This is a genomic window from Deinococcus piscis (assembly GCF_014653275.1).
Taxonomy (GTDB): Bacteria; Deinococcota; Deinococci; order Deinococcales; family Deinococcaceae; genus Deinococcus; species Deinococcus piscis.
In genome coordinates this window covers 36,810-58,575 of the sequence record NZ_BNAL01000004.1, presented here as the reverse complement: position 1 = coordinate 58,575, position 21,766 = coordinate 36,810, and the positions used below count along the sequence as shown (strand labels likewise).

At 64.7% G+C, this 21,766-nt stretch carries 25 protein-coding genes and 1 tRNA gene; 23 read left to right on the top strand and 3 right to left on the bottom strand.

Features of this window, described 5'->3' with window-relative positions; translation table 11 throughout:
• The first annotated feature begins 6 nt into the window (after positions 1-6).
• The 11 genes from IE158_RS02740 (at position 7) to IE158_RS02690 (ending at position 8,508) form a co-directional block, all read left to right on the top strand.
• The gene (locus IE158_RS02740; protein ID WP_229838854.1) at positions 7-744 is read left to right on the top strand and encodes an endonuclease III domain-containing protein; all 738 of its coding nucleotides are present in this window, start codon (positions 7-9) and stop codon (positions 742-744) included.
• A 61-nt stretch (positions 745-805) separates the two neighbouring features.
• Positions 806-2,044, top strand: coding sequence for a butyrate kinase (locus tag IE158_RS02735; RefSeq protein WP_189642148.1), 1,239 nt, complete (start codon positions 806-808; stop codon positions 2,042-2,044).
• Positions 2,041-2,418, top strand: a complete 378-nt coding sequence (locus tag IE158_RS02730; RefSeq protein WP_189642147.1) for a hypothetical protein — start codon at positions 2,041-2,043, stop codon at positions 2,416-2,418. Before IE158_RS02735 ends, IE158_RS02730 begins: the two co-directional genes overlap by 4 nt.
• Before the next feature lie 76 nt (positions 2,419-2,494).
• Positions 2,495-2,571: transfer RNA gene (locus IE158_RS02725), tRNA-Met, on the top strand.
• 120 nt (positions 2,572-2,691) lie between these two features.
• Positions 2,692-3,240: a peptide-methionine (S)-S-oxide reductase MsrA gene (gene msrA / locus IE158_RS02720; protein WP_189642146.1), complete on the top strand. Its 549-nt coding sequence runs from the start codon at positions 2,692-2,694 to the stop codon at positions 3,238-3,240.
• Between the two features lie 170 nt (positions 3,241-3,410).
• Positions 3,411-4,070, top strand: coding sequence for an aspartate/glutamate racemase family protein (locus IE158_RS02715; protein WP_189642145.1), 660 nt, complete (start codon positions 3,411-3,413; stop codon positions 4,068-4,070).
• A 221-nt stretch (positions 4,071-4,291) separates the two neighbouring features.
• On the top strand, positions 4,292-4,906 hold the full coding sequence (pyrR, locus tag IE158_RS02710) for a bifunctional pyr operon transcriptional regulator/uracil phosphoribosyltransferase PyrR (protein WP_189642144.1): 615 nt from the start codon (positions 4,292-4,294) through the stop codon (positions 4,904-4,906).
• Positions 4,903-5,844 carry an aspartate carbamoyltransferase catalytic subunit gene (locus IE158_RS02705; RefSeq protein ID WP_189642143.1) on the top strand — a complete coding sequence of 314 codons (942 nt, stop codon included), beginning with the start codon at positions 4,903-4,905 and terminating at the stop codon, positions 5,842-5,844. The genes pyrR and IE158_RS02705 overlap by 4 nt, the downstream gene beginning before the upstream one ends.
• Before the next feature lie 137 nt (positions 5,845-5,981).
• On the top strand, positions 5,982-6,257 hold the full coding sequence (locus IE158_RS02700) for a hypothetical protein (RefSeq protein ID WP_189642142.1): 276 nt from the start codon (positions 5,982-5,984) through the stop codon (positions 6,255-6,257).
• 246 nt (positions 6,258-6,503) lie between these two features.
• Positions 6,504-7,202 carry a hypothetical protein gene (locus IE158_RS02695; protein ID WP_189642141.1) on the top strand — a complete coding sequence of 233 codons (699 nt, stop codon included), beginning with the start codon at positions 6,504-6,506 and terminating at the stop codon, positions 7,200-7,202.
• Between the two features lie 34 nt (positions 7,203-7,236).
• Positions 7,237-8,508, top strand: a complete 1,272-nt coding sequence (locus IE158_RS02690; protein ID WP_189642140.1) for a dihydroorotase — start codon at positions 7,237-7,239, stop codon at positions 8,506-8,508.
• Positions 8,509-8,733: 225 nt separating this feature from the next.
• Here the strand turns inward: IE158_RS02690 and IE158_RS02685 are convergent, their stop codons facing one another.
• Positions 8,734-10,119 carry an L-cystine transporter gene (locus IE158_RS02685; RefSeq protein WP_189642139.1) on the bottom strand — a complete coding sequence of 462 codons (1,386 nt, stop codon included), beginning with the start codon at positions 10,117-10,119 and terminating at the stop codon, positions 8,734-8,736.
• Positions 10,120-10,495: 376 nt separating this feature from the next.
• Here IE158_RS02685 and IE158_RS02680 point away from each other — a divergent pair, with 376 nt between their 5' ends.
• The 6 genes from IE158_RS02680 to IE158_RS02655 all read left to right on the top strand — a co-directional run bounded on the left by IE158_RS02680 (position 10,496) and on the right by IE158_RS02655 (position 13,406).
• Positions 10,496-10,813: a hypothetical protein gene (locus IE158_RS02680; RefSeq protein WP_189642138.1), complete on the top strand. Its 318-nt coding sequence runs from the start codon at positions 10,496-10,498 to the stop codon at positions 10,811-10,813.
• A gap of 84 nt (positions 10,814-10,897) precedes the next feature.
• Complete coding sequence (locus tag IE158_RS02675) at positions 10,898-11,443, top strand: phosphoribosyltransferase family protein (RefSeq protein ID WP_189642137.1); 546 nt, start codon at positions 10,898-10,900, stop codon at positions 11,441-11,443.
• A 3-nt stretch (positions 11,444-11,446) separates the two neighbouring features.
• The gene (locus IE158_RS02670) at positions 11,447-12,070 is read left to right on the top strand and encodes a class I SAM-dependent methyltransferase (protein ID WP_189642136.1); all 624 of its coding nucleotides are present in this window, start codon (positions 11,447-11,449) and stop codon (positions 12,068-12,070) included.
• Positions 12,071-12,118: 48 nt separating this feature from the next.
• A complete protein-coding gene (locus IE158_RS02665) occupies positions 12,119-12,400 on the top strand; it encodes an acylphosphatase (RefSeq protein WP_189642135.1) in 282 nt (93 codons plus the stop codon).
• 5 nt (positions 12,401-12,405) lie between these two features.
• Positions 12,406-13,002, top strand: a complete 597-nt coding sequence (mobA, locus tag IE158_RS02660) for a molybdenum cofactor guanylyltransferase (protein WP_229838853.1) — start codon at positions 12,406-12,408, stop codon at positions 13,000-13,002.
• A gap of 140 nt (positions 13,003-13,142) precedes the next feature.
• Complete coding sequence (locus IE158_RS02655) at positions 13,143-13,406, top strand: c-type cytochrome (RefSeq protein ID WP_189642134.1); 264 nt, start codon at positions 13,143-13,145, stop codon at positions 13,404-13,406.
• Positions 13,407-13,480: 74 nt separating this feature from the next.
• Here IE158_RS02655 and pgm read toward each other — a convergent pair whose 3' ends face one another.
• Positions 13,481-15,121, bottom strand: a complete 1,641-nt coding sequence (gene pgm, locus IE158_RS02650; protein ID WP_189642133.1) for a phosphoglucomutase (alpha-D-glucose-1,6-bisphosphate-dependent) — start codon at positions 15,119-15,121, stop codon at positions 13,481-13,483.
• A 322-nt stretch (positions 15,122-15,443) separates the two neighbouring features.
• Here pgm and IE158_RS02645 point away from each other — a divergent pair, with 322 nt between their 5' ends.
• Complete coding sequence (locus IE158_RS02645; protein WP_229838852.1) at positions 15,444-16,286, top strand: phage holin family protein; 843 nt, start codon at positions 15,444-15,446, stop codon at positions 16,284-16,286.
• Positions 16,283-17,035, top strand: coding sequence for a hypothetical protein (locus IE158_RS02640; protein WP_229838851.1), 753 nt, complete (start codon positions 16,283-16,285; stop codon positions 17,033-17,035). The genes IE158_RS02645 and IE158_RS02640 overlap by 4 nt, the downstream gene beginning before the upstream one ends.
• Positions 17,036-17,217: 182 nt before the next feature.
• Here the strand turns inward: IE158_RS02640 and IE158_RS02635 are convergent, their stop codons facing one another.
• A complete protein-coding gene (locus tag IE158_RS02635; protein WP_189642131.1) occupies positions 17,218-18,078 on the bottom strand; it encodes an alpha/beta hydrolase in 861 nt (286 codons plus the stop codon).
• A 58-nt stretch (positions 18,079-18,136) separates the two neighbouring features.
• Here IE158_RS02635 and IE158_RS02630 point away from each other — a divergent pair, with 58 nt between their 5' ends.
• The 4 genes from IE158_RS02630 to IE158_RS02615 all read left to right on the top strand — a co-directional run bounded on the left by IE158_RS02630 (position 18,137) and on the right by IE158_RS02615 (position 21,662).
• On the top strand, positions 18,137-18,970 hold the full coding sequence (locus tag IE158_RS02630) for an undecaprenyl-diphosphate phosphatase (protein WP_189642130.1): 834 nt from the start codon (positions 18,137-18,139) through the stop codon (positions 18,968-18,970).
• A 124-nt stretch (positions 18,971-19,094) separates the two neighbouring features.
• Positions 19,095-19,481, top strand: a complete 387-nt coding sequence (locus IE158_RS02625; protein ID WP_189642129.1) for a nuclease inhibitor — start codon at positions 19,095-19,097, stop codon at positions 19,479-19,481.
• A gap of 69 nt (positions 19,482-19,550) precedes the next feature.
• On the top strand, positions 19,551-20,630 hold the full coding sequence (gene tsaD / locus IE158_RS02620; RefSeq protein ID WP_189642128.1) for a tRNA (adenosine(37)-N6)-threonylcarbamoyltransferase complex transferase subunit TsaD: 1,080 nt from the start codon (positions 19,551-19,553) through the stop codon (positions 20,628-20,630).
• 9 nt (positions 20,631-20,639) lie between these two features.
• Positions 20,640-21,662 carry a PIN/TRAM domain-containing protein gene (locus IE158_RS02615; RefSeq protein ID WP_189642127.1) on the top strand — a complete coding sequence of 341 codons (1,023 nt, stop codon included), beginning with the start codon at positions 20,640-20,642 and terminating at the stop codon, positions 21,660-21,662.
• The last annotated feature ends 104 nt before the right edge of the window (positions 21,663-21,766 follow it).

Genomic DNA, 21,766 nt, shown 5'->3' with positions numbered 1-21,766 from the left:
TTGCCCTTGCCCCGCGCTGCCCGCCCGACGCCAGCGGCCTTGCCCGCGCCCGACTGGTGGGCTGAAGGCGTAGAGGCGCTGCTGGCCGCGCACGGGTTTGACCCAGGCGGCGTGACCCTGACCCCTAATCCCGAGCCGCTGGACGGTCTGCTCCGCTTGATTTTGGCCCAGCAGAACACCTGGACGGTGGCGCAGCGGCAGTGGGACGCCCTCAAAGCGGCCTACCCACGCTGGGAAGCAGCCCTGCTTAGCGAGCCCGAAGAGATCGAAGCCGTGCTCCGAGGTGCGGGTGGCGGCCTGGCACGCTCCAAGTCCAGGGCCATTTGGGGCATCCTGCGCCGGTTGGAGGAGGAGCGGGGGCAGCCTTCGCTGCGGTTTTTGCACCGCCTGTCTTCTGCCGAGGCCCGCGCTACGCTTCAGGCCCTGCCCGGCGTGGGGCAGCGCACGGCCAGCCTCTTGCTGCTGTTTCATCTGGCGCAGCCTGCTGCTGCCGTGGACGGCAATATTGAGCGGCTGCTGCAGCGGCTGGAAGTGGTGCCGCCCAACTGGAAAGCTGACCGCCAGGAGCAGTGGCTGGAAGGCGTTCTGCCCCCCAGTGCTGCGTTCCGGGCGGCTTTTCACCGGGCGGGGGTGCGGCATGGACGCGACATCTGCACCCGCAAGGCTCCCGCTTGCTCCGCCTGCGTGCTGCGGGAGTGGTGCCCTTCAGCGCAGTTCTTCATGGCAGAGTCGCTGCCGGAGTAACGCCCAAATCTGCGCTTTACTGCACAGACCCTTCGGAGCCTTTTGCTAAACTGGACTGTTTATGCGTGTCTACGTGCTGAGCGTGAGCAGCAGCCGACTGAAAGTGGCCCTGGCTGAATTCACTCCTCCTGAACTTTCTGCGCAGGACGGTCCTGAATTGGGCCTTCCTGATGACCGTCCGGCAGCACAGGCCCCGGATGTTCAGCTGGCCTTGACGCTGACCCGGACCGAGTTCCCCACCGAGGGCGAGCTGCTGGGCGGCACTGGCCTGGACCTGGAGCGTGCCCTGGCCTGCTTGCAGCAGACGGTGGCCGACTGGCCCCGCCCTGACGCTGTGGTGACGCTGGCGCAGTGGGAAGGCCCCCCTGCGGCCAGTCACGGGGCGACCCGGTCCCAGGTGATTCGGATTGAGCCTGAGCAGTTGGCGTTGGCCGAGCAGGATCTGCCCACCGGCGCAGTGCTGGGCATCCGTGGCCTGCGATTGGCAATTGCCTGGGCGCAGCAGCTGCATGTGCCCCTGCTCACTGTGCCCCTTCCCCAGAGCACCGAACTCCCCGCCGAGGCCCGTGAGACCGGGATTCCCGGCCTGCGCAGTGAGCCGCGCTTTCACGTGCTGAATTCCGAAATGGCAGCCCGTGACGCAGCCTTCAATGTAGGCAAGCGTTTCAGTGAAGCGGCGGTGGTGGCGGCGTACCTGGGCAGCACCAGCAGCGTGACCGCCTACCAGGGTGGGCGGCCCGTCAGTTCGACTGGGTCTGGCCTCAGCGGTGGGCCACTGGGAATGCGGCAAGCAGGCCCAGTCTCTCCGGCCACCTTGCAGCAGTTGTGGGACGGCGGTGAGCAGCACTGGCCGCCGCATCACAGCTGGACCGAGTTCTGGAGCGGCGAGGGGGGCCTGCGGGCCCTGACTGGATACGGCACCGTGCATGAACTGATAACTGCTGAAGGCACGGACGCCCGTGTGCAGGCGGCGGCGGCGACGCTGGCCTACCAGGTGGCATGCGCAGTGGGGCAGCAGGTGGGCGCGCTGACTGTGCGTCCTGACGCCATCGTCCTAGTTGGTCCACTGGCCCGCTGGAGCAGCGTCATGGACCGCCTGGAAGCCCGCTTGAGCTGGATGGCCCCTGTATTCGTGGTGCCGGGCGACCCTGAGTTTGAGGCGGTGGCCCACGCCGCAGGCCGCGCCCTGATGGGCTGGGCTACGGTGACCGCCTGGCCGCCGGGCGCAGACGCGGCGCCTGATAAGCTCCCCACTCCCTTACCCATTCCAGCGCCCGCCGAAGGCACTGACACCAGATGAAACGCCGTGGCCGCTCCCATGACACCGCTCACCGCCCCATCCGCGCGACAGCGATGTGGCGTGTGGACCAGGTGTTCCTGGCCCGCAAAGGCCAACGCCTGGAAGTGACCTGCTCGCTGGTCAACGATCAGGGTGACCTGCGGAACCTCTCGGTGGTGGCGCCCACGTCCGACCCGGTGGCAGCCGTCAGGCACGCAGCTGAGTTCGTGGCGGCCAAGGGCAACGTGTATTCGGCCAGCGAGGCGCGGCTGCGCTGGACCCACGCCCAGCTGCACACGGAGCAGGACGCCTTGGAGCGCGACCTGGACCTGGAAGATGAGTTCTTTGATGCCTTTGAGGAAGTGCGGTTGGAAGTGCTGGACCGCCTCAGCTGAAGCGGTCGGCGCTGACCTTGACTTGACAAAATGCCCGCCCAGGCTTATTCTTTTTGAGCGCTGGAAACAGCAATGACGCAGGGTAGAGCAGTCTGGTAGCTCGTCGGGCTCATAACCCGGAGGTCGCAGGTTCAAATCCTGTCCCTGCAACCAAATGAACAGCCACTCCGTACAGGGGTGGTTTTTTTATGTCTTCTTGAGCCCCTCAGTTCTCTGCCTCTGTTTGGTGAGGTGCGGCAGTGTTGGCCTGCTTTGCTGGCGGCATCATGACGTATGACCCAAGCTCAACAGACAACCGAACAGGCCATCTTTGCTGGTGGCTGCTTCTGGTGTACCGAAGCGGTAATGCTGCGCGTGCGTGGCGTGCAGCGCGTGGAAAGCGGCTATATCGGCGGCCAGCGTCCCAACCCCAGCTATGAGCAGGTTTGCACGGGCGTCACCGGCCACGCCGAGGCTGTGCGCGTCACCTTCGACCCCTCGCAGGTGACCTACCGCGACCTGCTGCATATCTTTTTCGGGACGCATGACCCCACCACCCTGAACCGTCAAGGAGCAGACCGGGGCACCCAGTACCGCAGTGCCCTGTTTCCACTGACGGACGTCCAGCGTGCCGAGGCCCAGGCGGTGATGGAGGAGCTGAACGCCAGCACGTTTGGCGGCAGCATCGTGACCAGCATCGAAGATGCCAGCGAGTTCTATGTGGCTGAGGATGACCACCAGGACTATTACGCCAACAATCCCCAGAACCCTTACTGCGGCGCAGTGGTTGGCCCCAAAGTCGCCAAGTTGCGCCAGAACTACGCGCAGTTTCTGAGCGAATAGAGCATTTGACAAAAAGACGTTATGTCTTTTTGTCGAGCGGAGCGAGTACAAAACAAAGAGCAGGACGGAGAATGGAGCTATGTGGAGTGAGGTTCTCCGCATAGCGTAATTCGGAGAACTGCTCTAGGGCCAGGCTGCCGAACACGGGCTTTGCTCTGTTATGTTGAGCCATGCGAACTGTGGCTGTCATCGGAGGAAGCCCGCACGATACCCGCCTGGGAGCTGAGATTTTGGCGCGGCTGGCCCCGGAGCTGAGCCTGGTGGAGCGGCCCGTGTCCGAATCGCCACGCGCGCAGACCCTGTTTCAGAATGCGGAGCCAGCGTCGCGCCAGCGCCACATGCGGGAAGTGCTGCGCAGTGTGCAGGCCCAGGGCGCAGCTGGAGCCTACATTTACTGCAACTCGCTCAGTGGGGCCACCGACCTTCCCGCTCTGAGTGCCGAGCTGGGGTTGCCGCTGGTGACCCCGCTGCACGCCTACCGCGAGTGGGCACACCGTTACCGCGCGCTGGGCGTCATGGCGGCCAACGCCAGCGGTCACGCAGGGATTGAGCGCACCCTGCTGCACGCCAACCCGCAGCTGCGGCTGGTGCAGTTTGCCCAGCTGGACCTGGCTGACGCGGTTGAAGAAGGCCGCTCTGCAGAGGCCATTGTGCAGGCGTTCGCTTTGGCGGAATTGACGGCGCTGCTCGCGCGCCTGGGGGCCGAATCCATCGTGCTGGGCTGCACCCACTTTCCAGCGTTCGCGGACGCTCTGGCTCCGCTGAGCCCCGTACCGTTGCTGGACCCAGCAGAGGAGATGTGGCGGCAACTGCAAGCGCAGCTGGCCTGAGCTGACCGTCCGGACACCCCGCTGCCCTGCGCCACGCGTCTGTTATGCTGCGGAGCAGTGGACGGAAAGGCCGTCCCGAATTTTTCCCATCCTTTTTTCCAGCAGTCCTGTGAGGCTGCACCCGCCCCGTGAGGCAGGAGAAGGAGACGCCATGAACCAGACCGAGACGAGCCGTCAGCCCACGCTGAGCGGTGATTTTTTTTGTGTGCTGGAGGCTAAGTATGCCTGAAACCGCGCAGCCCAAAGCCGTGATTCTGGACAGCCACGAAGTGCGCCGCGCTATGACCCGCATCGCCCACGAGATTATCGAGCGCAACAAGGGTGCGGAGGGTCTGGCCCTGATCGGTGTTCATACACGCGGCATTCCGCTGGCCGCCCGCCTGGCCGCCAAGCTGAGCGAGCTGGAAGGGGTGGATGTGCCTACCGGCAGCCTGGACATCACCCTGTACCGCGACGACCTGAGCGAGGTGGCCCGGCAACCCATCATCCGTGAGACCGAGGTGCCGTTTGACCTGGCGCAGCGCCGGGTGATTTTGGTGGACGATGTGCTGTTTACTGGACGCACGGTCCGCGCTGCACTGGACGCCCTGATTGATATCGGGCGGCCCACGGGCATTCAACTGGCCGTGCTGGTGGACCGGGGGCACCGCGAGTTGCCCATACGTGCCGACTACGTGGGCAAGAACCTGCCCACCGCTCAGGACGAGGTGGTCAAGGTGAAGTTGCAGGAAACCGACGGCACGGACAGTGTAGAGCTGTGGGACCGACCCGCTCTGGACCGGGAAGTTGGTATGGACCGGGAAAGCCGAGCAGAAGGGGCAGGTGAGGGCGCATGACCGCCGCTGGAATAGGAGGCCGCCCCCGGCATCTGCTGGACTTTCAGGACTGGGCCCCGGAACGCCTAAGCGCCTTGCTGGACGGTGCCGACACCATGCTGAACGTGCTGTCGCGCCCGGTCAAGAAGGTGCCGGCCTTGCAGGGGCTGACCGTCTGCACGGCCTTTTTTGAGAACTCTACCCGCACTAAAGTGAGCTTTGAGCTGGCGGCCCGCCGTATGAGCGCCGACGTGGTCAGCTTTGCGGCTGGGGCCAGCAGCGTGAGCAAGGGCGAATCCCTACGCGACACCGTCGAAACGCTGACCGCCTACCAGATGGACGCCTACATCGTGCGGCACTCCGCCTCAGGGGCAGCGCACCTGGTGGCCCGCTATTCGGGCAAGCCGGTGATCAACGCGGGCGATGGCCGCCGCGCCCACCCCACCCAGGCGCTGCTGGATGCCTACACCATTCGCCAGGAATACGGTGACCTGAAGGGCAAAAAAGTGGCGATTATCGGAGACGTGCTGCATAGTCGCGTGGCCCGCTCCAATGCCGAGCTGCTGCCCAAGCTGGGCGCGGAAGTGACCCTCTGCGGCCCGGCCACGCTGCTGCCACTGGAACTGGGGCAGATGCCGGGCGTGACCCTGATCACCGACCCCCGCGAGGCCGTGCGCGGCGCTCACGCCGTGATGGCGCTGCGACTGCAACAGGAGCGGATGCAGGGCGGCTACCTGGCGTCCATGCAGGACTACGTGAACACCTATCAGGTGAACGAAGCCCTGCTGGCCGAAGCCGAGGACGGCGCCATTGTGCTGCACCCCGGCCCCATGAACCGCGACCTGGAAATCAGCGGTGACGTGGCCGACGGCGAGCGGAGCCGGATTCTAAAGCAGGTCAGCAACGGGCAAGCGGTGCGGATGAGCGTGCTGTATCACCTGCTGGTCGGGCGCGACTGATGGTGCGCAGTTCAACTTCCTGCCTCTGCCGGGTGCAGCGTTCTTGTGTCCTCTTGCTTCTCTTTACGGTGGGGCTGAGTTCGGCTCAAGCTTCGCAGGGGCAGCCCCTACAACTGCTACATGCCAAGCAACGTGTGATGTTGACCGAAGCCAAAGCCTATATAGCTGGGCTGCGGCTTGGGGCCAGCCTCTGGACAGATGGGCAGGGGACCTTTCCTTGCAGCGACCAGCGCCTTGCTGACTTTGTCATTGTGGTCCCCCAGGTACCGCCAAAGACTTGTCAGGTCCGGATTGAGGAGGGTGGCCGTTTCACCATCGCGGCTGAATTTCAGGGTGGACTGGCCCTGATAGGGACAGAAGATGAGATTCGGCAGGTGTTGCCTGCTGAATTGCCCAAGCTGAGCCTCAAATAAGCCGTCCGCCAAAAGGACTGAAGACCAATGAATGATGTTTTGCGCGAAAACTACGTTGAGCCCGCCCGGTGTGGGGCGCTGCCTGGCCGCCCTGGGCCTCAGCTTGGGGGCCGCATGGCGCAGAACTTCACTGCTTTGGGGCCGGACTTCTCGCAGTTGCCAGGAGCTCAGTACAAAACGCCTCCGGGCCGACTGGGCTGGCGCACTACAGTGCTTTTTCTGACGCTTGCGCTGCCCTCAGCGGCATTGGCATGCAGTCCGTCGCTGCCCACGATTCCCTGGGAGACCGGCGCAGCCCCGGAGCACTGGCAGACCCGCTCCTGCGCTCCCGACTGGCAGGCAAAGGCGGGCGAGTTCGGGCAGGTGTCCTGCTACCGCCTGCCAGCGGGCACCTCGGCCACACGGATAATCCAAGATGCTTGGCATACCGCGCCCGATCAGCTGCTCAGCAAGCGGCTCGGCCCGCAGCACCTGCGACTGACCCGCACTTTTGGCTCGGAAGAGATGCTGGACATTCACGACAAGGGCCGTGCAGGAGTGTTTGTCAACTTTCTGCAACGCGGCTCGGCGCAGGAGTATGTGCGCAGGCAACTGCGGCAAGTGGCCCTCAAGGCCGAAAGTTCCGGTACAGCGGTGGGGCCACGTCACGCCTGGCTGCGCCTGCTGCTGGGCGATGAGCGCCCCGATTGCCGCGAGTTTGCGCCGCTGGATACCCGTCTGGTGGCCGACTGCCGAGTGGAATGGCGGTCAATGCGCTCGGAAGATATGACCGGCGGGGGCATCACCGAGAAAACTGCGCCCTTGCTGGTGTTCCGCTGGCAACCCTCGGTACAGGCCATGAACCGCCCTCCTTACGCTGCCTACCTTGCGGACTCGGGCGTTTGCGGCAGCATTAGCGTATTGGGGCTGCGCCCGCAGGACTACGCCGAAGTCTGGCCTCTCTAATATTCTCTATCTACCAACCTACAAGGAGTCAAAAATGAACCTCACCATCACCAACGTCAAGCGCCTCGGCAGTACAGAGCGCGAAAGTGTGACCATCGAAGACGGAATCATCAAGGGCTGGAACCTGCCCGAAGAGGGGCACGGCGAAACAGTAGACGGCCAGGGCGGGACCATCATCCCTGCGCTGATTGAGCCTCACGCTCACCTGCGCGAGCCGGGCCAGACCGAAAAAGAAGACCTGGCTTCGGGCCTCGCGGCAGCGGCGGCGGGCGGCTACGGCAACGTGGTCTGCATGCCCAACACCTCCCCGGTGATTGATGATCCGGCCATCGTGCGGGCCTTGCAGGAAAAAGCCGCCGGTCTGGGGCTGGCGCGGCTGCACGTGGCGGCGGCACTGACCCAGGGTCAAAAGGGCGAGCAGCTGGCCGAGCTGAGTGCGCTCAAGGAAGCGGGCGCGGTGATGTTTACCGACGATGGCCGCACCAACGAGAATGCCCGCGTGCTGCGGCTGGGGCTGGAATACGCGGGCAGTCTGGATATGGTGGTCAGTGTCCACGCCGAGGACGCCACTCTGCGTGCCGACGGCGTGATGAACGAAGGCGAAGTGTCGCAGGCGCTGGGCGTGCCGGGCAATCCCACAGCCGCCGAAGCCGCCCGCATCGCCCGCGATGTGGAAATCGTGGCCTGGCTGGCGGAGCGTGGCAACCGTCCCCGCCTGCATGTGCAGCACCTGTCCAGCGCCGCTGGTCTGAACCGGGTGCGCGAAGCCAAGCGCCGGGGCCTGCCGGTCACCTGCGAGGTCAGCCCACACCACCTCACCCTGACCGACGAGAAGCTGCGGTCCTTTGACGCCCTGTATAAAGTGGCTCCACCACTGCGCACGCAGGCCGACGCCGACGAGCTGTTCGAGGGGTTGCTGGACGGCACGGTGGACTGCATCGGCACTGACCACGCGCCGCACACCCAGGCCGAAAAGGAGCGCGACCTGCTCGAAGCGCCCTTTGGCATTCCCTACATTGAGGTGGCTTGGCCGGTGATGTACACCCGCTTTGCCGAAAAGCTGGGCGTGGAAAAACTGGTGGACCTGATGACCGCTGGCCCCGCCCGCGTGCTGGGCTGGCCCGAGCCGAGCCTGGAAGCTGGTGCCCCCGCCGACCTGATGGTCTTTGACCCCGAAACCGAGCGCAAAGTTAACCCCGCAACCTTCCAGAGCAAGGCCAAATTCTGCCCGTACTCAGGCGAAACGCTGAAAGGCTGGCCGGTGCTGACCGTGGTAGGCGGCGTGGTGGCGTACAGCGCCGAGTGAAGTAGAAAGCAGTCAAAGGCAGAGGGTGGGTTTTGCCTTCCGCCTTTGGCGGCTTGGTTGGACTTTGTTGGGTGGTGTACGTTACGGGCACTTGCGCACCCAGCACGTTTAGCCCCGCGCCTGCGCTAAGCGTGCTGGGTGCGCAACCCACTTTTCCTGAATCCGAGCAACTGTGTGTTGAGGTATGAAGGCCGCCTAGCTTGAGGTGGCTTCAGCCGAGGTCGCTTAGTCCCCGGCTGGGGCCAAGCCTGCGCCCGTATAACGCTCCCGGTCCAGGGTGCCTTCGCTGCGGCTGGTCAGCAGGCCCGCCACCATGCTGCCGCTCACGTTCAGGGCCGTGCGGCCCATGTCAATCAGCGGCTCTACCGAAATCAGGATGCCCGCCAGCGCTACCGGCAGGTTCATGGCCGACAGCACCAGAATGGCCGCGAAGGTGGCCCCGCCGCCCACGCCCGCCACCCCGAAGGAGCTGAGGGCCACCACGCCCATCAGTGTGAGGATAAAGTCGGGGGTCATGGGGTTGATGCCCACGGTGGGCGCGATCATGAAGGCCAGCATGGCTGGGTAGACGCCCGCGCAGCCGTTTTGGCCAATAGAAATGCCCAGCGAACCGGCCAGGTTGGCGGTGCCTTCTTCCACACCCAGTTGCTCCCGCTGCGCCTGCACGTTCAGCGGCAGCGTGCCAGCGCTGGAGCGTGAGCTGAAGGCGAACAGCAGTACTGGCGCGGCTTTGCGCAGGTAGGTGACGGGGTTCAGGCCAGCCAGGGCCAGGGCAGCCAGCTGGACCAGCAGCATCACGCCCAGGGCAATGTAACTGGCGACCACGAAGCGGCCCAGGTCCAGCACGGCTGCGTAGTTGGTGGCCGCGATGGTCGAAGCCAGGATGGCCAGGACGCCGTAAGGGGTCAGGCGCAGAATCAGGCTCACCAGCCGCATGATGACGGCATGCAGGGCATCTACCCCGGCGCGGAAGCCAGCCGCCTCAGCGGGCTTTTTCTCGGCGATGCCCAGGTAAGCGATGCCCAGCAGCGCCGCAAAGATGACCGTGGCGATGGTGGAAGTAGGCCGCGCCCCGGTCAGGTCCAGAAACGGGTTGGTGGGCAGCAGCTCCAGCAGGCGCTGCGGTACGGTCTGTTCGCCCACCGTACCCGCCTTTTCTACGATGCTGGCCCCACGCTCTATCTCGGCCTGCCCCTGCACAATCTGCGAAGCGTCCAGGCCAAACAGCGCCACGCTCGCCATGCCGACCAGGGCCGCAATGGCGGTTAGGCCCACCAGCCAGGCGATAATGCGCCCAGCGGTCCCGGCCAGGTTGCGCCGGGCGTCCATCCGGGTCAGCGCCGCCAGGATAGAGATAAAGATCAGCGGCATGGCGATCATTTGTAGCAGCCGCACGTAGCCGGTCCCGGCCAGTGAATACCAGTCGCGCACCTGCGCGAGCACCTCGGTGTTCCCACCAATCAGGAGGTGCAGCAGGCCGCCCAGCAGCAGCCCGAGCCCCAGAGCGGCAAAGACCCGGTGAGAAAACGAATAGTGCTGCCGGTCCATCCAGCGCAGCAGGGCAAAGAGGGCCAGCAGCGCAGCGACGCTCAGAAGAACGGGAAAGGTCATAACGGCTCCTTATGCAAGTTGGGTGAGGCGTGAAAGTAGGCAGGGGCAAACTCAAAAAAGACAGGGGCCTGTGCTGCTCACCGGGCGGGGCGGGAGGGACAGGGCCTGTCTCAGATGGGACTGCGGCTTAGGAAGTCAGCGCAGAAATGAGGGAGAACAGTGGCCCTGTCCCTAGCCCTGCCCAGCGGTCATGGCCGGGAGGCAACACAGAGAACAGAGACACGGCTTCATGCCTGAACTCTAGGCGTGAGCCGGCAGAGATGTCAAGAGTCTGAATATCTTTCTTCGGCTTTACTGATATCTGCGCTTTCGGGTCCGGTTGGTGTTTCCTTGAGGCAGCCTGGCCGGGGCGGGGGCCGGAGGTATCCTCCCAGGCATGACCCCAGACACGAATGGCCCAGACACGAATGACATGGACATCAACATCGGTGAGGACGTGCAGGTGGATGACACCCGGCCCGAAATCCTCGGCGAAAAGCTGGAAAATGAAGACATCCTGCGTGGCAATACCGCTGAGGAGATGAGCAATCCCAACGATGAGCCGGGGTTTGGCGATGGCCGGCGCGGCGGTTGGGACGGCGAAGACCGCCAGGGTGACCCCAACTCGCTCACAGGCAGTGACCTGGAAGGCGAAGTGAAGGGCGGCGCAGGCACGGGCACGGGTGGCGGCATTGACGGTGGCCCCCAGGGCTGAGCCTGAATTCAGTTTGCCCCGGCTCTTTCCTGCGGGAAGGAGCTGTTTTTCTTTTGTGCCGCGCCCGGCGCTACACTGCGCCCTATGACCGATTCCGCCGCTCTCACCACCCACCGCGTTCAGATTGGGGCGCTGACCCGCGACTTGCCGGTCGTGCCTGTCTCCGACACCACCCGCGTGGCCCTGTTCAACATGCTGGGCGACACCGAAATCACCGAGGAAGCTGGCAAAGAGCTGGCGAAGCGGCTGCCCGCCGATATCAAAGTCCTGGTCACGCCCGAAGTCAAGGCTCTGTCGCTCGCGCATGTGATCAGCCGTGAATCTGGCATCCCTTATATCGTGGTGCGCAAGGGAACCAAGCCCTATATGGTGGACCCAGTGGTGCGCGAGGTGGTCAGCATCACCACCGGCAAGCCGCAGACCCTGGTCATGGACGGCCTGGACGTGCAAAAGGTCCGGGGTCAAAAGGTCGCCATCGTGGATGATGTGGTGTCCAGCGGCGGCACCCTCAACTCGCTGCGCGAAATCATCGAAGAAGTGGGCGGTGACCTGAGTGCCGTGCTGGCCGTTTTTACCGAGGGTGCAGAGCGCCCCGAAGTGACGGCACTGGGCCATTTGCCGCTGTTCTGACCGATGCTGACCCTGGCCCAGTGCAGTAACTTTCTGCTCCCGGTGGCCTGGGGGTATCACACCTGGCGGAGGGCGTCACTGACCCTGCTGAGTGGTCAGCCCTTCTCGCTTGGCCGCGAGACACAGCTGTTCCTGGGCCACGCCCGCCCGCAGCCTGGTGATGCCTGGCTGGATATCGGCACCAGCACCGGCTTTTATGCAGGAGTGCTGGCGGCTCAGGGCTGCCGGGTCACGGCCACCGACCTCAGCCCCGCCATGCTGCGGGCAGCGCGGGGCCGGGTGCCGGGAGGGGGCGTGACGTGGGTGCAGCAGGACAGCGAATCCTTGCCGCCGCAGTGGGCAGGTCAGTTCGCGGGCGTAACCATCGGAGCCACGCTCAACGAAACGGCCCGCCCAGAAGCGCTGCTGCACTCAGCCTCAGCGGCCCTGCGTCCTGGCGGTGGCCTGTGGCTGATGTACCTGCGGGAGACGGGCGGGCCTGTGCAGCGGGCACTCACCCGGCCCATACTCAGCGGGCTGAATTTCCCCCAGCCTTCGTGGGTGGCCGCACACCTGCCCGGTTGCCCGCTGGTGATGGCCGCACAGTTCGGGGCGGTGCGCTTCGAGTGGCGGGTACGGGAAACTTAAGGAATGAGCGCACCTTGAGCCATGGCCTCATCCTTTACTCTGAGCCTCATGACTGAGCATAAGCAACAGCGCCTGACCGCCCTGGTGTCGGGGCAGGTGCAGGGGGTGGGCTACCGCTACTTTGCGCAGCGCCGCGCCCGTGACATGGACCTGAGCGGCTACGCCGAGAACCTGAGCGATGGCCGGGTTGAAGTGGTGGCCGAAGGCTGGCCCGAAGACCTGGACCGGCTGGTGCACTGGCTCAAGCAGGGTCCGCCACACGCCCGCGTGGACGGCATCGAGTCGCAGCTGAGCGAGGCGACTGGTCTGCGGGGCTTTCATATCTATTAGTGACCGTGCCTATCCAAGTCCTTGACCTGACCGCCGTCATTCTGGCGGGTGGGCAGTCGCGCCGCTTTGGAACCGACAAGGCGCTGGCGCAGTTGGGCGGCCAGCTGCTGTTGGAGCGGGTGGCCGCCAGCCTGGCCGAGTGCCCGCGCCGATTGGTGCTGGCCCCACCCGGGCGCTACGCCCTGCCTGGGTGGACGGTGCAGCCAGAGCGCCGCCAGGGTGAGGGCCCACTGGCCGGTCTGGAAACGGCCCTGGCCTGGGCTGAAGCGCAGGCCGGACCCGGCTGGGTGGCCCTGAGCGGTGTGGACTATCCGCTGCTGACCCCGGTGGTGTGGCAGGTGCTGGCGGCGGCAGTGCAGCCGGGCGAGCTGGCGACTGGATTTCTGGGAACAGACACCCGCCCTGAGCCCATGCCCGCGCTGTATCACACGGCGCTGCGGCCCAGGGTGACAGCGGTGCTGGACACCGGCGAGCGCCGACTGCGCCAACCCTGGCTGGCAGACGGAGGCACTTGGCTGGACCCGCTGGCCGCTGGCTTGCTGCCGGGCATCCTGGCCGACGCAGACACACCTGCCGCGCTGCAGGCGTTGGACGGCCAATGATGAGGCGGCGACTCTATGCCGCGCTGATTTCCGGCTTCCTGCTGGCGGGCTGCACAGAACACTCGGAGGAACAGATCATACCTGCCTCCTCGTCAGCTGCCGTCACGGGTTCCGGGCCAGCGGGCTCTGCGCAGAGTGCGGTGCCCAACCCCACCCAACTGGCTGCCGGGAAGCGGCACTATACCCTCCACTGCGCGGGCTGCCACGGCCCGGAGGCTCAGGGAGAGTTCGGCCCAGCCCTGTCCGGGAGCAAAGTCAGCACCCTGGCCTATTTTGAGCAGGCTGTCCGCGAGGGGCAGACCGCTGAGGGCGAACTGCTGTCCAGCATGCCCCGCTTTACCCCTGACCTGCTGCCGGACCAGGCGCTGTCCGAACTTCATTTGTATTTGCAGTCGCTGGACTGACCGCCTTCATCACTCTGGTCTGGCTTTGCTGGTCATGGCCAAGCCGCCGCTAGATGGGAGTGCGGCGGCTGGCCTCAGAGCATCACACTCGCCACCACCTGCTGCGCCTCGGTCAACACTTGCTGGAGGTGCTCCTCGCCCCGGAAGCTCTCGGCATAGATTTTGTAGATGTCCTCGGTGCCGCTGGGACGGGCCGCAAACCAGGCATTTTCGGTGGTCACTTTTAGTCCGCCGATAGGCTGGTCATTGCCCGGAGCGCGGGTAAAGCGCCCGGTAATGGGGTCGCCAGCCAGCGTACTTGCCTGCACCGCTTCAGGGCTCAGCGCACCCAGCATCTTTTTCTGCTCGGCACTGGCGGGGGCGTCCTTGCGGGCATAGGCCGTGGTGCCGTAGCGCTCACTGAGTGCAGCGAACCGCTCGGCGGGGTTCTGCCCGGTGCGGGCGGTCATTTCGGCAGCCAGCAGACCAGCGATAATGCCGTCTTTGTCGGTGCTCCACGGGCGGCCATCCATCCGCAGAAAGCTGGCTCCAGCCGACTCCTCGCCGCCGAAGCCCAGCGAGCCGTCCAGTAACCCTTCTACGAAATACTTGAAGCCCACTGGCACTTCCACCAGGCGGCGACCCAGACCTGCGGCTACGCGGTCAATCAGCGCCGAGCTAACCAGCGTCTTGCCGATACCGGCGTCCGCGCGCCAGCCGGGGCGATTCTGAAACAGATAGTCAATCATCACTGCCAGGTAGTGGTTGGGGTTCATCAGGCCCTGCGGTGTCACGATGCCGTGGCGGTCAGCGTCCGGGTCGTTGCCAATCGCTACATCAAAGCGGTCCTTGTATTCCAGCAGCCCGGCCATCGCGTAAGGGCTGGAACAGTCCATACGGATTTTGCCGTCTTTGTCCAGCGGCATGAAGGCAAAGCGTGGGTCCACTTCACGGTTCACGATATTCAGCCCCAGCTGCCAGCGCTCCTCGATGGCTTCCCAGACCGGCAAGCTGCTGCCGCCCAGCGGATCCACCCCAATGCGTACACCCGCCGCCCGGATGGCGTCCAGGTCAATCACTTCGGGCAGCGTCTCCACATAGGGCGCAATAAAGTCAAAGACCTCTACCCGGCTCAGCGCCTCTTCCAGCGAGACGGTCTTCACGTCCCCAAGGCCACTTTCTAGCAGCTCGTTGGCACGCGCCTGAATCTGGCCGGTCACGTCGGTGTCGGCGGGGCCGCCGCTGGGCGGGTTGTACTTGAAGCCGCCGTCCTGCGGAGGATTGTGGCTGGGTGTGATCACGATGCCGTCGGCCTGCTCTGCGCCGCCCGCATTGTGCGTCAAGATGGCGTGACTGATCAGCGGCGTGGGCGTGTACTGCCCCGGCGTAGCCCGCACCTGCACGCCACAGGCAATCAGAACCCGCAGCGCACTAAGGAAAGCTGGCTCGCTGAGCGCGTGGGTGTCTGCGCCCAGGTACAGTGGCCCGGTGATGCCAGCCCCGGCGCGGTACTCGGCGGTGGCCTGACTGATGGCCAGAATATGCGGCTCATTAAAGGAACCGTCCAGCGAAGTCCCTCGGTGCCCACTGGTGCCGAAGCTCACCCGCTGCCCAGCTTGCCTGGGGTCCGGGCGGCGCTCGTAGTAGGCGGCCACCAGGTGAGGAATGTGGCTCAACTGGTCCAGAGGGGCACGCTTGCCCGCTTGTGGATGGGTGCCCGCTTGTGGATGGGTCATGGCCGGAGTCTAGGCCAGAATCGGCCCGCGCCCCTTGCACCCTTAAGGAAAGGGCCTGGCCTTACGGGGCTGAGGAGTTTTTACGCGGGGTTTTCCGCAGTGCTGGGCGGTGAACCTGAAGCGGCGGGCTGCCCAGAGCAGGGTGGTACAGTAGAAACTGGAAATGCACCTATAAGGCGGCAAAATCCGGTTGAGAATTCCTTTGGTTCTGACTGGCGGCTGCCGCCTAGCGTTTATGCTGCTAAGCATATCGTGTGCCCAGTTCTGGAGAATTTGGGCACGTCTTTCGGAGGACGGAATGCAAGAAGAACGGAAAACATCTATGGGCAGTGCGATCGTTGATGTCTTTGACGCTGGGGTCGCCCTGGTCAAAGCTGAAATCAACTCGCTGTCTCACAAAGTCGGCGAGCTCGCCAAATCTAAGGGCATCGGCGTCATCCTGCTGCTGGCTGCGCTGGTGCCGCTGGCGCTGGCTGCCATCTTCCTGATCCTGGCTGTGTACTTTGGCCTGGTGGCCCTGGGCCTGCCCTGGTGGGCTGCCGCCCTGGTGATGTTCCTGGGCAGCCTGCTGCTGGCGGGCGTGCTGCTGGCGTTGGGTGTCAGCAAGCTCGGTGAGGGTGTCGGCCAAGATCACCGCGCCCTGACCGAAGACGAGCGCCTGGAAGCCGAGTATCTGGCCGAGCAGCGCCGTCAACGCAATGAAGGCGGCGTTCCCGTCGGCGGCGCTGTGGTCGCTACCGGTGTACCTGTGGCTGTCGGTGTTCAGCGGGCTGCGGCTCACTATGACCGCAGCAACCAGCATGATCACGGCGCACAGTACGGTCAGAGCTACACCACTGTGGTGAGCAGCGCCCCCCGCGTGGAGCACGCCGTGGCGGGCACGACGTTCCAGGATGGCGCGGCCAGCGGTATGGTGCAGCCCAGCGTGGCAGACGCTCACGCTATTCCCGTATACGAAGCCGATGCTGATGGGCGTCCCCAGTACTACAGCCAGGGGCTGAATGAGAAGCTGGACCGGGCGAACCACCATGACAGCCACGGCCACGACCATGATCCCAACGTGGTGCACCCCGAAGTGCTGGAAGGTGCGCCTGAAGTGCGCGTGAGCACGCAGCCCACCTACGCCGAGGACATACGGCGCGCTGATGGAGGAGAGCGAAAATGAGCGATAACAGGCCCAAAGCCGAACCTGTCGTGTTGCAGGCCCCTTCCGATACGGGCACCCGCTACGAAGAAGTGCGCCTGCCCCTGAGTGAAAAGGAACTGGCCCGTGAGCGTCTGCGCGCCAAAGTGGATGTGCTCACCGAGACCGCCAGCCTCAAAGGCCAGATGCAAATGGAACCGCTGAAGATGCTGGGCGGAGCCTCAGCGGTAGGTGCGGTGCTTGGTCTGGCGCTGGGCAGCCGGATGAAGCGCACCAAAAAGGTCTACGTGGACGCCAACTCGCCTGCGAAGTACCAGAAGGCCCTGCTCAAAGCCCAGCAAAAGGAAAAGGGTGGTGACCTGGGCGGCGCTCTGGTGGCGACCCTGGTGACCGTAGGTGCCCGTGCCCTCAGCAACAAGCTGGTCCGTGACCGTCTGCAACACCTGGCCGAAGACCTGCTGACCAAAGCCGGTCAGGAGCCGCAGCGCAGCACCCAGGCTGGCGCTTCCCGCACTACTGCCAAGTCGGCCCTGGCTGCCGCTCCGGCCCGTGCGAGCACCGCCGCAGTCAGCAGCAACCCCGCCGTCAGCCGCTTTCTGAAGCAGGAACCTGGGCAGCCGTCAGCCGCCACGGCTTCTGCTGGCAGTGTCGGGTCAGTCGAGGCCAGTGGCCCCGTGCGCCACGCCGAAGTGCCCGGCAGCACGGTAGAAGCTTTGGCCGATGGTTCTCCTATTGAGCGCGGCGAGATGAAAAACCCCAACGCGGGCTGAACCCTGCTGGTCTGACCTCGCTCTAGCAAAACAACGTGATAGAAGATGCCCTCAAGCCTTGCGGCGGAGGGCACTCTTTGTGGTTTCGGTCCGGTGGCCCCGTGTCCACGTGTACTTTACTTGGTGAGGTTGCGCTTGGTGCGGCTGCCGCAGCACTGACCTGCTCTCTGGGCGGGTGGACTTTAGGAGCCGCCCAGCTGCTGGGGCGCACGCTCATCGAGCCACTCCAAGATCACCTGAGCGGTCTGTGCGCCCGCTTCATCGTTCAGCAGTTCGTGATAGCCGCCTTCGACGCGGTGCAGCGTTTTGTCTTCACTGGCGATGGTCTCCATGAACCGCTGACTGCCAGCAGGATCGGTGATCTGGTCGCTGCTACCATGAATCACCAGGGTGGGCAGTTTGATGCTGGGATACAGCTTCCAGCCCTGCCGACTGGCCTGAAGCATGCTGGACGCCGTGAGGGCAGGGACCTTGCCCTGATAGACCTGCGGGTCGCTGCGGTAAGCGCTCACCGCTTCGGGCAACTGGCTCAGGTCGTTGGTGTCCAGCGCCGTGACCGGCAGTGAGGGGGCCAATCGGGCCAGCAGGGGTGCAGCGCGGCGCAGCAGCGCGGGCTGGTCTTCCCCAACCAATAGCGCGGGACTGCTCAGAATCAGGCCGCTCAGCCCGCGCGGATCGTGCGCCGCGCTGAGCGCCGTGACCAACCCACCCAGCGAATGCCCCAGCGCATAGACCGGTAGGGTCTGGCGGCGCAGCTGCTCACGGGCGGTCAGGTGGTCGCGGACCAAGGTGTCTACATTCACCACTGCACGCTTCCCCATGGACTGACCGTGTCCGCGCTGATCGTAGCCATAGACATCAAAGCCGAGGCCCACCAGTGCAGGAATCAGACCCTGGTAGTGCGAGACGTAGCGGCCCAGATATTCCCCGAACCCGTGGGTCAGTAAAATGGCGGCGCGGGGGTTGGCGGCCTTCCAGGTGCGGCCCTCAACCGGGGCACCGGTGGCCCAGACATGGGCAGACACATTCACGTGCCTCAGCATAGCAGCGCCTGCTCTGCACACTTCGCCGTGCTGCGCACCGTCTGATAAGGTTGGGCGCATGGACTGGCTGTACGCGCTCATCTACGGGGTGGTTGAAGGCATCACCGAATTTCTGCCCATCAGCTCAACGGGGCACCTGATTGTGACGGGTCACCTGATGGGGGTGCCCTGGACCAAGGAGGTCAAAGACACCTTTGAAGTGGTGATTCAGGGCGGGGCGATCCTGGCAGTGCTGGTGTACTACTGGAAAGATTTCGTGGCGCAGGCCCGTGCGCTGGGCCAGGGTGGAGCCGCCGCGCAGGACACCAAAACCCTGTGGCTGGGTGTGTTGGTGGCGTGCTTGCCCGCAGCCGTGCTGGGCTTGGCCTTTAGCGATGTGATCAAGCAGTACCTGTTCCGCCCCAGCGTGGTGGCCTGGGCCCTGATCGTGGGCGGACTGATCATCTGGTGGCTGGAAGAGCGCCGCACTCAGCCCACCGTACACGCCATCGAGAAGATTGGGGTCAAGCGCTCACTGATTATCGGCGCGGTGCAGTGCCTGGCGATGCTATGGCCTGGATTCTCCCGCTCGGCCAGCTCCATTCTGGGCGGCATGCTGACCGGCCTGGACCGGCCTACAGCCACCAAATTCAGCTTCTATCTGGGGATTCCTACCCTGGGCGGCGCAGCCCTGATTGATCTGCTGCGGAGCCTGGACCAGCTGTCCGAGATTGGCCTGGGCACGGTGGCGCTGGGGGCCATCACTTCTTTTGTGGTGGCTTATCTGGCCACCGGCTGGCTGCTGCGCTTTGTGGCGACCAACGACTTCAAGCCGTTTGCGGTCTACCGCATCATTGTGGGTGTGCTGATTCTGGCACTGGTCTACAGCGGCAACTTGACCAACGCCATCTGAGCTGGGAAGCTGCCCAGCTGCGGGCTTGCTGGAGACCGTGAAAGACCTTGTTTTCTAAAGAAAAGATGCGAGCCTTCCCTCCTGAAGCGGCTCGGCCCGCGCATAGCATGAGCAGGTGCTTGATGTGTTTTCCCAGCCGGCCAGCGGCATCCAAGACGCCCCACACGACCCCCGGCTCAGTGCTGCCGGTCATCAGGTGGGCCTGCGGGCCGTGCGCCTGAACTGCGCGGTAGACCGCCGCACGCTGTCGCAGGAGCTGATGCTAGGGCTGTCGGTGCCGCTCGAAGCTACCGGGAGCTGGGACGCTCTGCTGACCGAACTGACCGCCGCGTCTCAGCCGGACCGGTTCGGCATTCTGCTGCTGGGCTACCGCGATTTCCGCCACCGCTTGCCCCAGCTGAGCGATGAGCTGGACAGTACCCTGGTTGCTGCTCAGCAGACATTGGCCGCGCAGGGCAAGTCCCTGTATCTGCTGGCGGCCTACTCGGAAGCTGACCCGACCCATTTCTGAACTTCCGCTGGGCTCCCTATGGTCTGGCGAAGCGGCGCGGTCCCGGGTGCTCTGGGCTATGCTGCTCGGGTGAGTGCCGCCCCTCCTGCTCAGCCTGATCCCCACACCGACGCGCCGACTTTTATCCTGGGCATAGATACGTCCTGCGACGACACTGGCCTGGGTGTGGTGGCGCTGACTGCGGCGGGGCCACAGGTGCGCTCGAATATTGTCTGGTCGCAAACGGTCCACGCGGAGTACGGCGGCGTCATGCCCGAACTTGCCAGCCGCGAGCATGTAGAGCGCATAGACACGCTGCTGCCCCGCGCACTGGCAGAGGCCGGTATTGCATTAAGCGACTTGGATGTGGTGGCCGCCACCAGCGGACCGGGGCTGATGGGCGCCCTGCTGGTGGGATTGATGTATGGCAAAGGGCTCGCGCAGGCACTGAAGATTCCTTTTTATGCGGCGCACCACCTGGAAGGCCATATCTATGCGGCGGCCAGCGAGGAAGGGTTGCAGCCGCCCTACCTGGCTCTGGTGGTGTCGGGCGGACATACCCACCTGTTTGATGTGACTGGCGGTGGCGAGTACCGCCTGGTCGGAGCCACCCGCGACGACGCCGCTGGCGAAGCTTTTGACAAAGTGGCGCGGCTGGCCGGTCTGGGGTATCCCGGTGGACCTGCCATCAGTGCAGCGGCTGAGCGCGGCGACCCGCTGGCTGTGCCGTTCAAGACGCCGTTGCAGGGGCAGCAGGGGTTCGAGTTTAGCTTTAGCGGCCTCAAGACAGCGGCGCTGCTGGCCTTTCAGCGTGGAGCCCGCCCTGAGGACCTGGCAGCTGGATTTCAGCGGGCAGCGGTGCGCTCACTGGTGGACACCGCCGTGCGGGCGGCTGAGGCGCTGGGCCGCGAAACCCTGGTGGTGTCAGGTGGCGTGGCCGCCAACCGGGCGCTGCGCGACGCTTTTGGCCAGACTGGTCTGCGGGTGGCTTTTCCAGCTGGGGGCCTGAACACCGACAACGGCGCCATGATCGCGCTGGCAGGGGCGGCTGCGCTGCGGGACGGGCAGCCGCCCAGCTCGCTGGATGGGGGAGCCGCCGCCTACCTGCCTTTGGCCCCACTGCCGGACCTCCCGCATTTCGGCACCTCGGCCCGGCGAAAGGCGCGGTAAAGTAGAGCCGTGCTGGTGTTCAGGCTGCTCATGATTCTGGTGGGGTTGGTGGCGGGCTACGCGGCTGGCCAAGCCCTTTCGCTGACCCAAAATGGCGGCGAAATGGCCCTGGTCAACAGTGTTAGCCTGATGCTGGCCGGGGCCCTGATCGCTTTTCTGGTCAGCCCCCGGCTGGAGCCCCTGCTGGGCCGCGCTTTCGGGCAGCTGAACCGCTGGTACCGCTCGCTGGCCCCCCAGACGGTTGCGGCAGGCACCTTCGGACTGATTGTGGCGCTGCTGCTGAGCGTGCTGGTCTCGAACCTGCTGGCGGGCCTGCCCATCTACTCATGGCCGATCAGTGTGCTGGTCACGGCGGCCCTGGCCTGGTTTTTCGTGAACTACTCGGTGCAGCACGCTGACGCTTTTGGCCTGCTGGCCAGTCAGCAGGTGCGCCGCAGCCGGGGCAGCAAGATTCTGGACAGCAATGTGGTGATTGATGGCCGCATCGTGGAACTGGTCAAGTCCGGCTTTCTGGAGGGAGACCTGCTGGTGCCAGGGTTCGTGCTGCGTGAGTTGCAACTGCTGGCCGACCACACCGACCCTCAGCGCCGCACCCGTGGCAAGCGTGGTCTGGCGGTGCTCGAAGAGTTGCAGGAACTGCGCCCGCTGCGTGTAGACGACTGGGACGACGTGGCCCTGGACAAAGTAGACGACAAGCTGATTCGCTTTGCGCGTGAAACCGGCGGCAAGCTGGTCAGCAACGACAACGCCCTGAGCCGTATCGCCAAGCTGCAAGGCGTAGAAGTGCTGAGCATTCACGAAGCGGCGGTGGCCCTGCGCCCGCAGGTGCAGGCAGGTGACTACCTCACCATCACCGTCAGCAAGGGTGGGCAGCAGCAAGGGCAGGGCGTGGGCTACCTCGAAGACGGCACCATGGTCGTGGTCGAAGGCGGCCTGAAATTCAAGGGCAAACCGCTGCGGGTGATGGTCGTGAACAACGTGCAGACCAACGTGGGCCGCATGATTTTTGCCAAGCCAGACGAAGCGGCCTGAAAGTTGCCTGCCGCGAGAAAAAATCCGCCGCTCTCTAAAGGTTTTCGCAGTCCAGAACGTCCAGGGAGATGCGGCGCAGGGGCTAGGCTTGAGGTTCAAGGGGT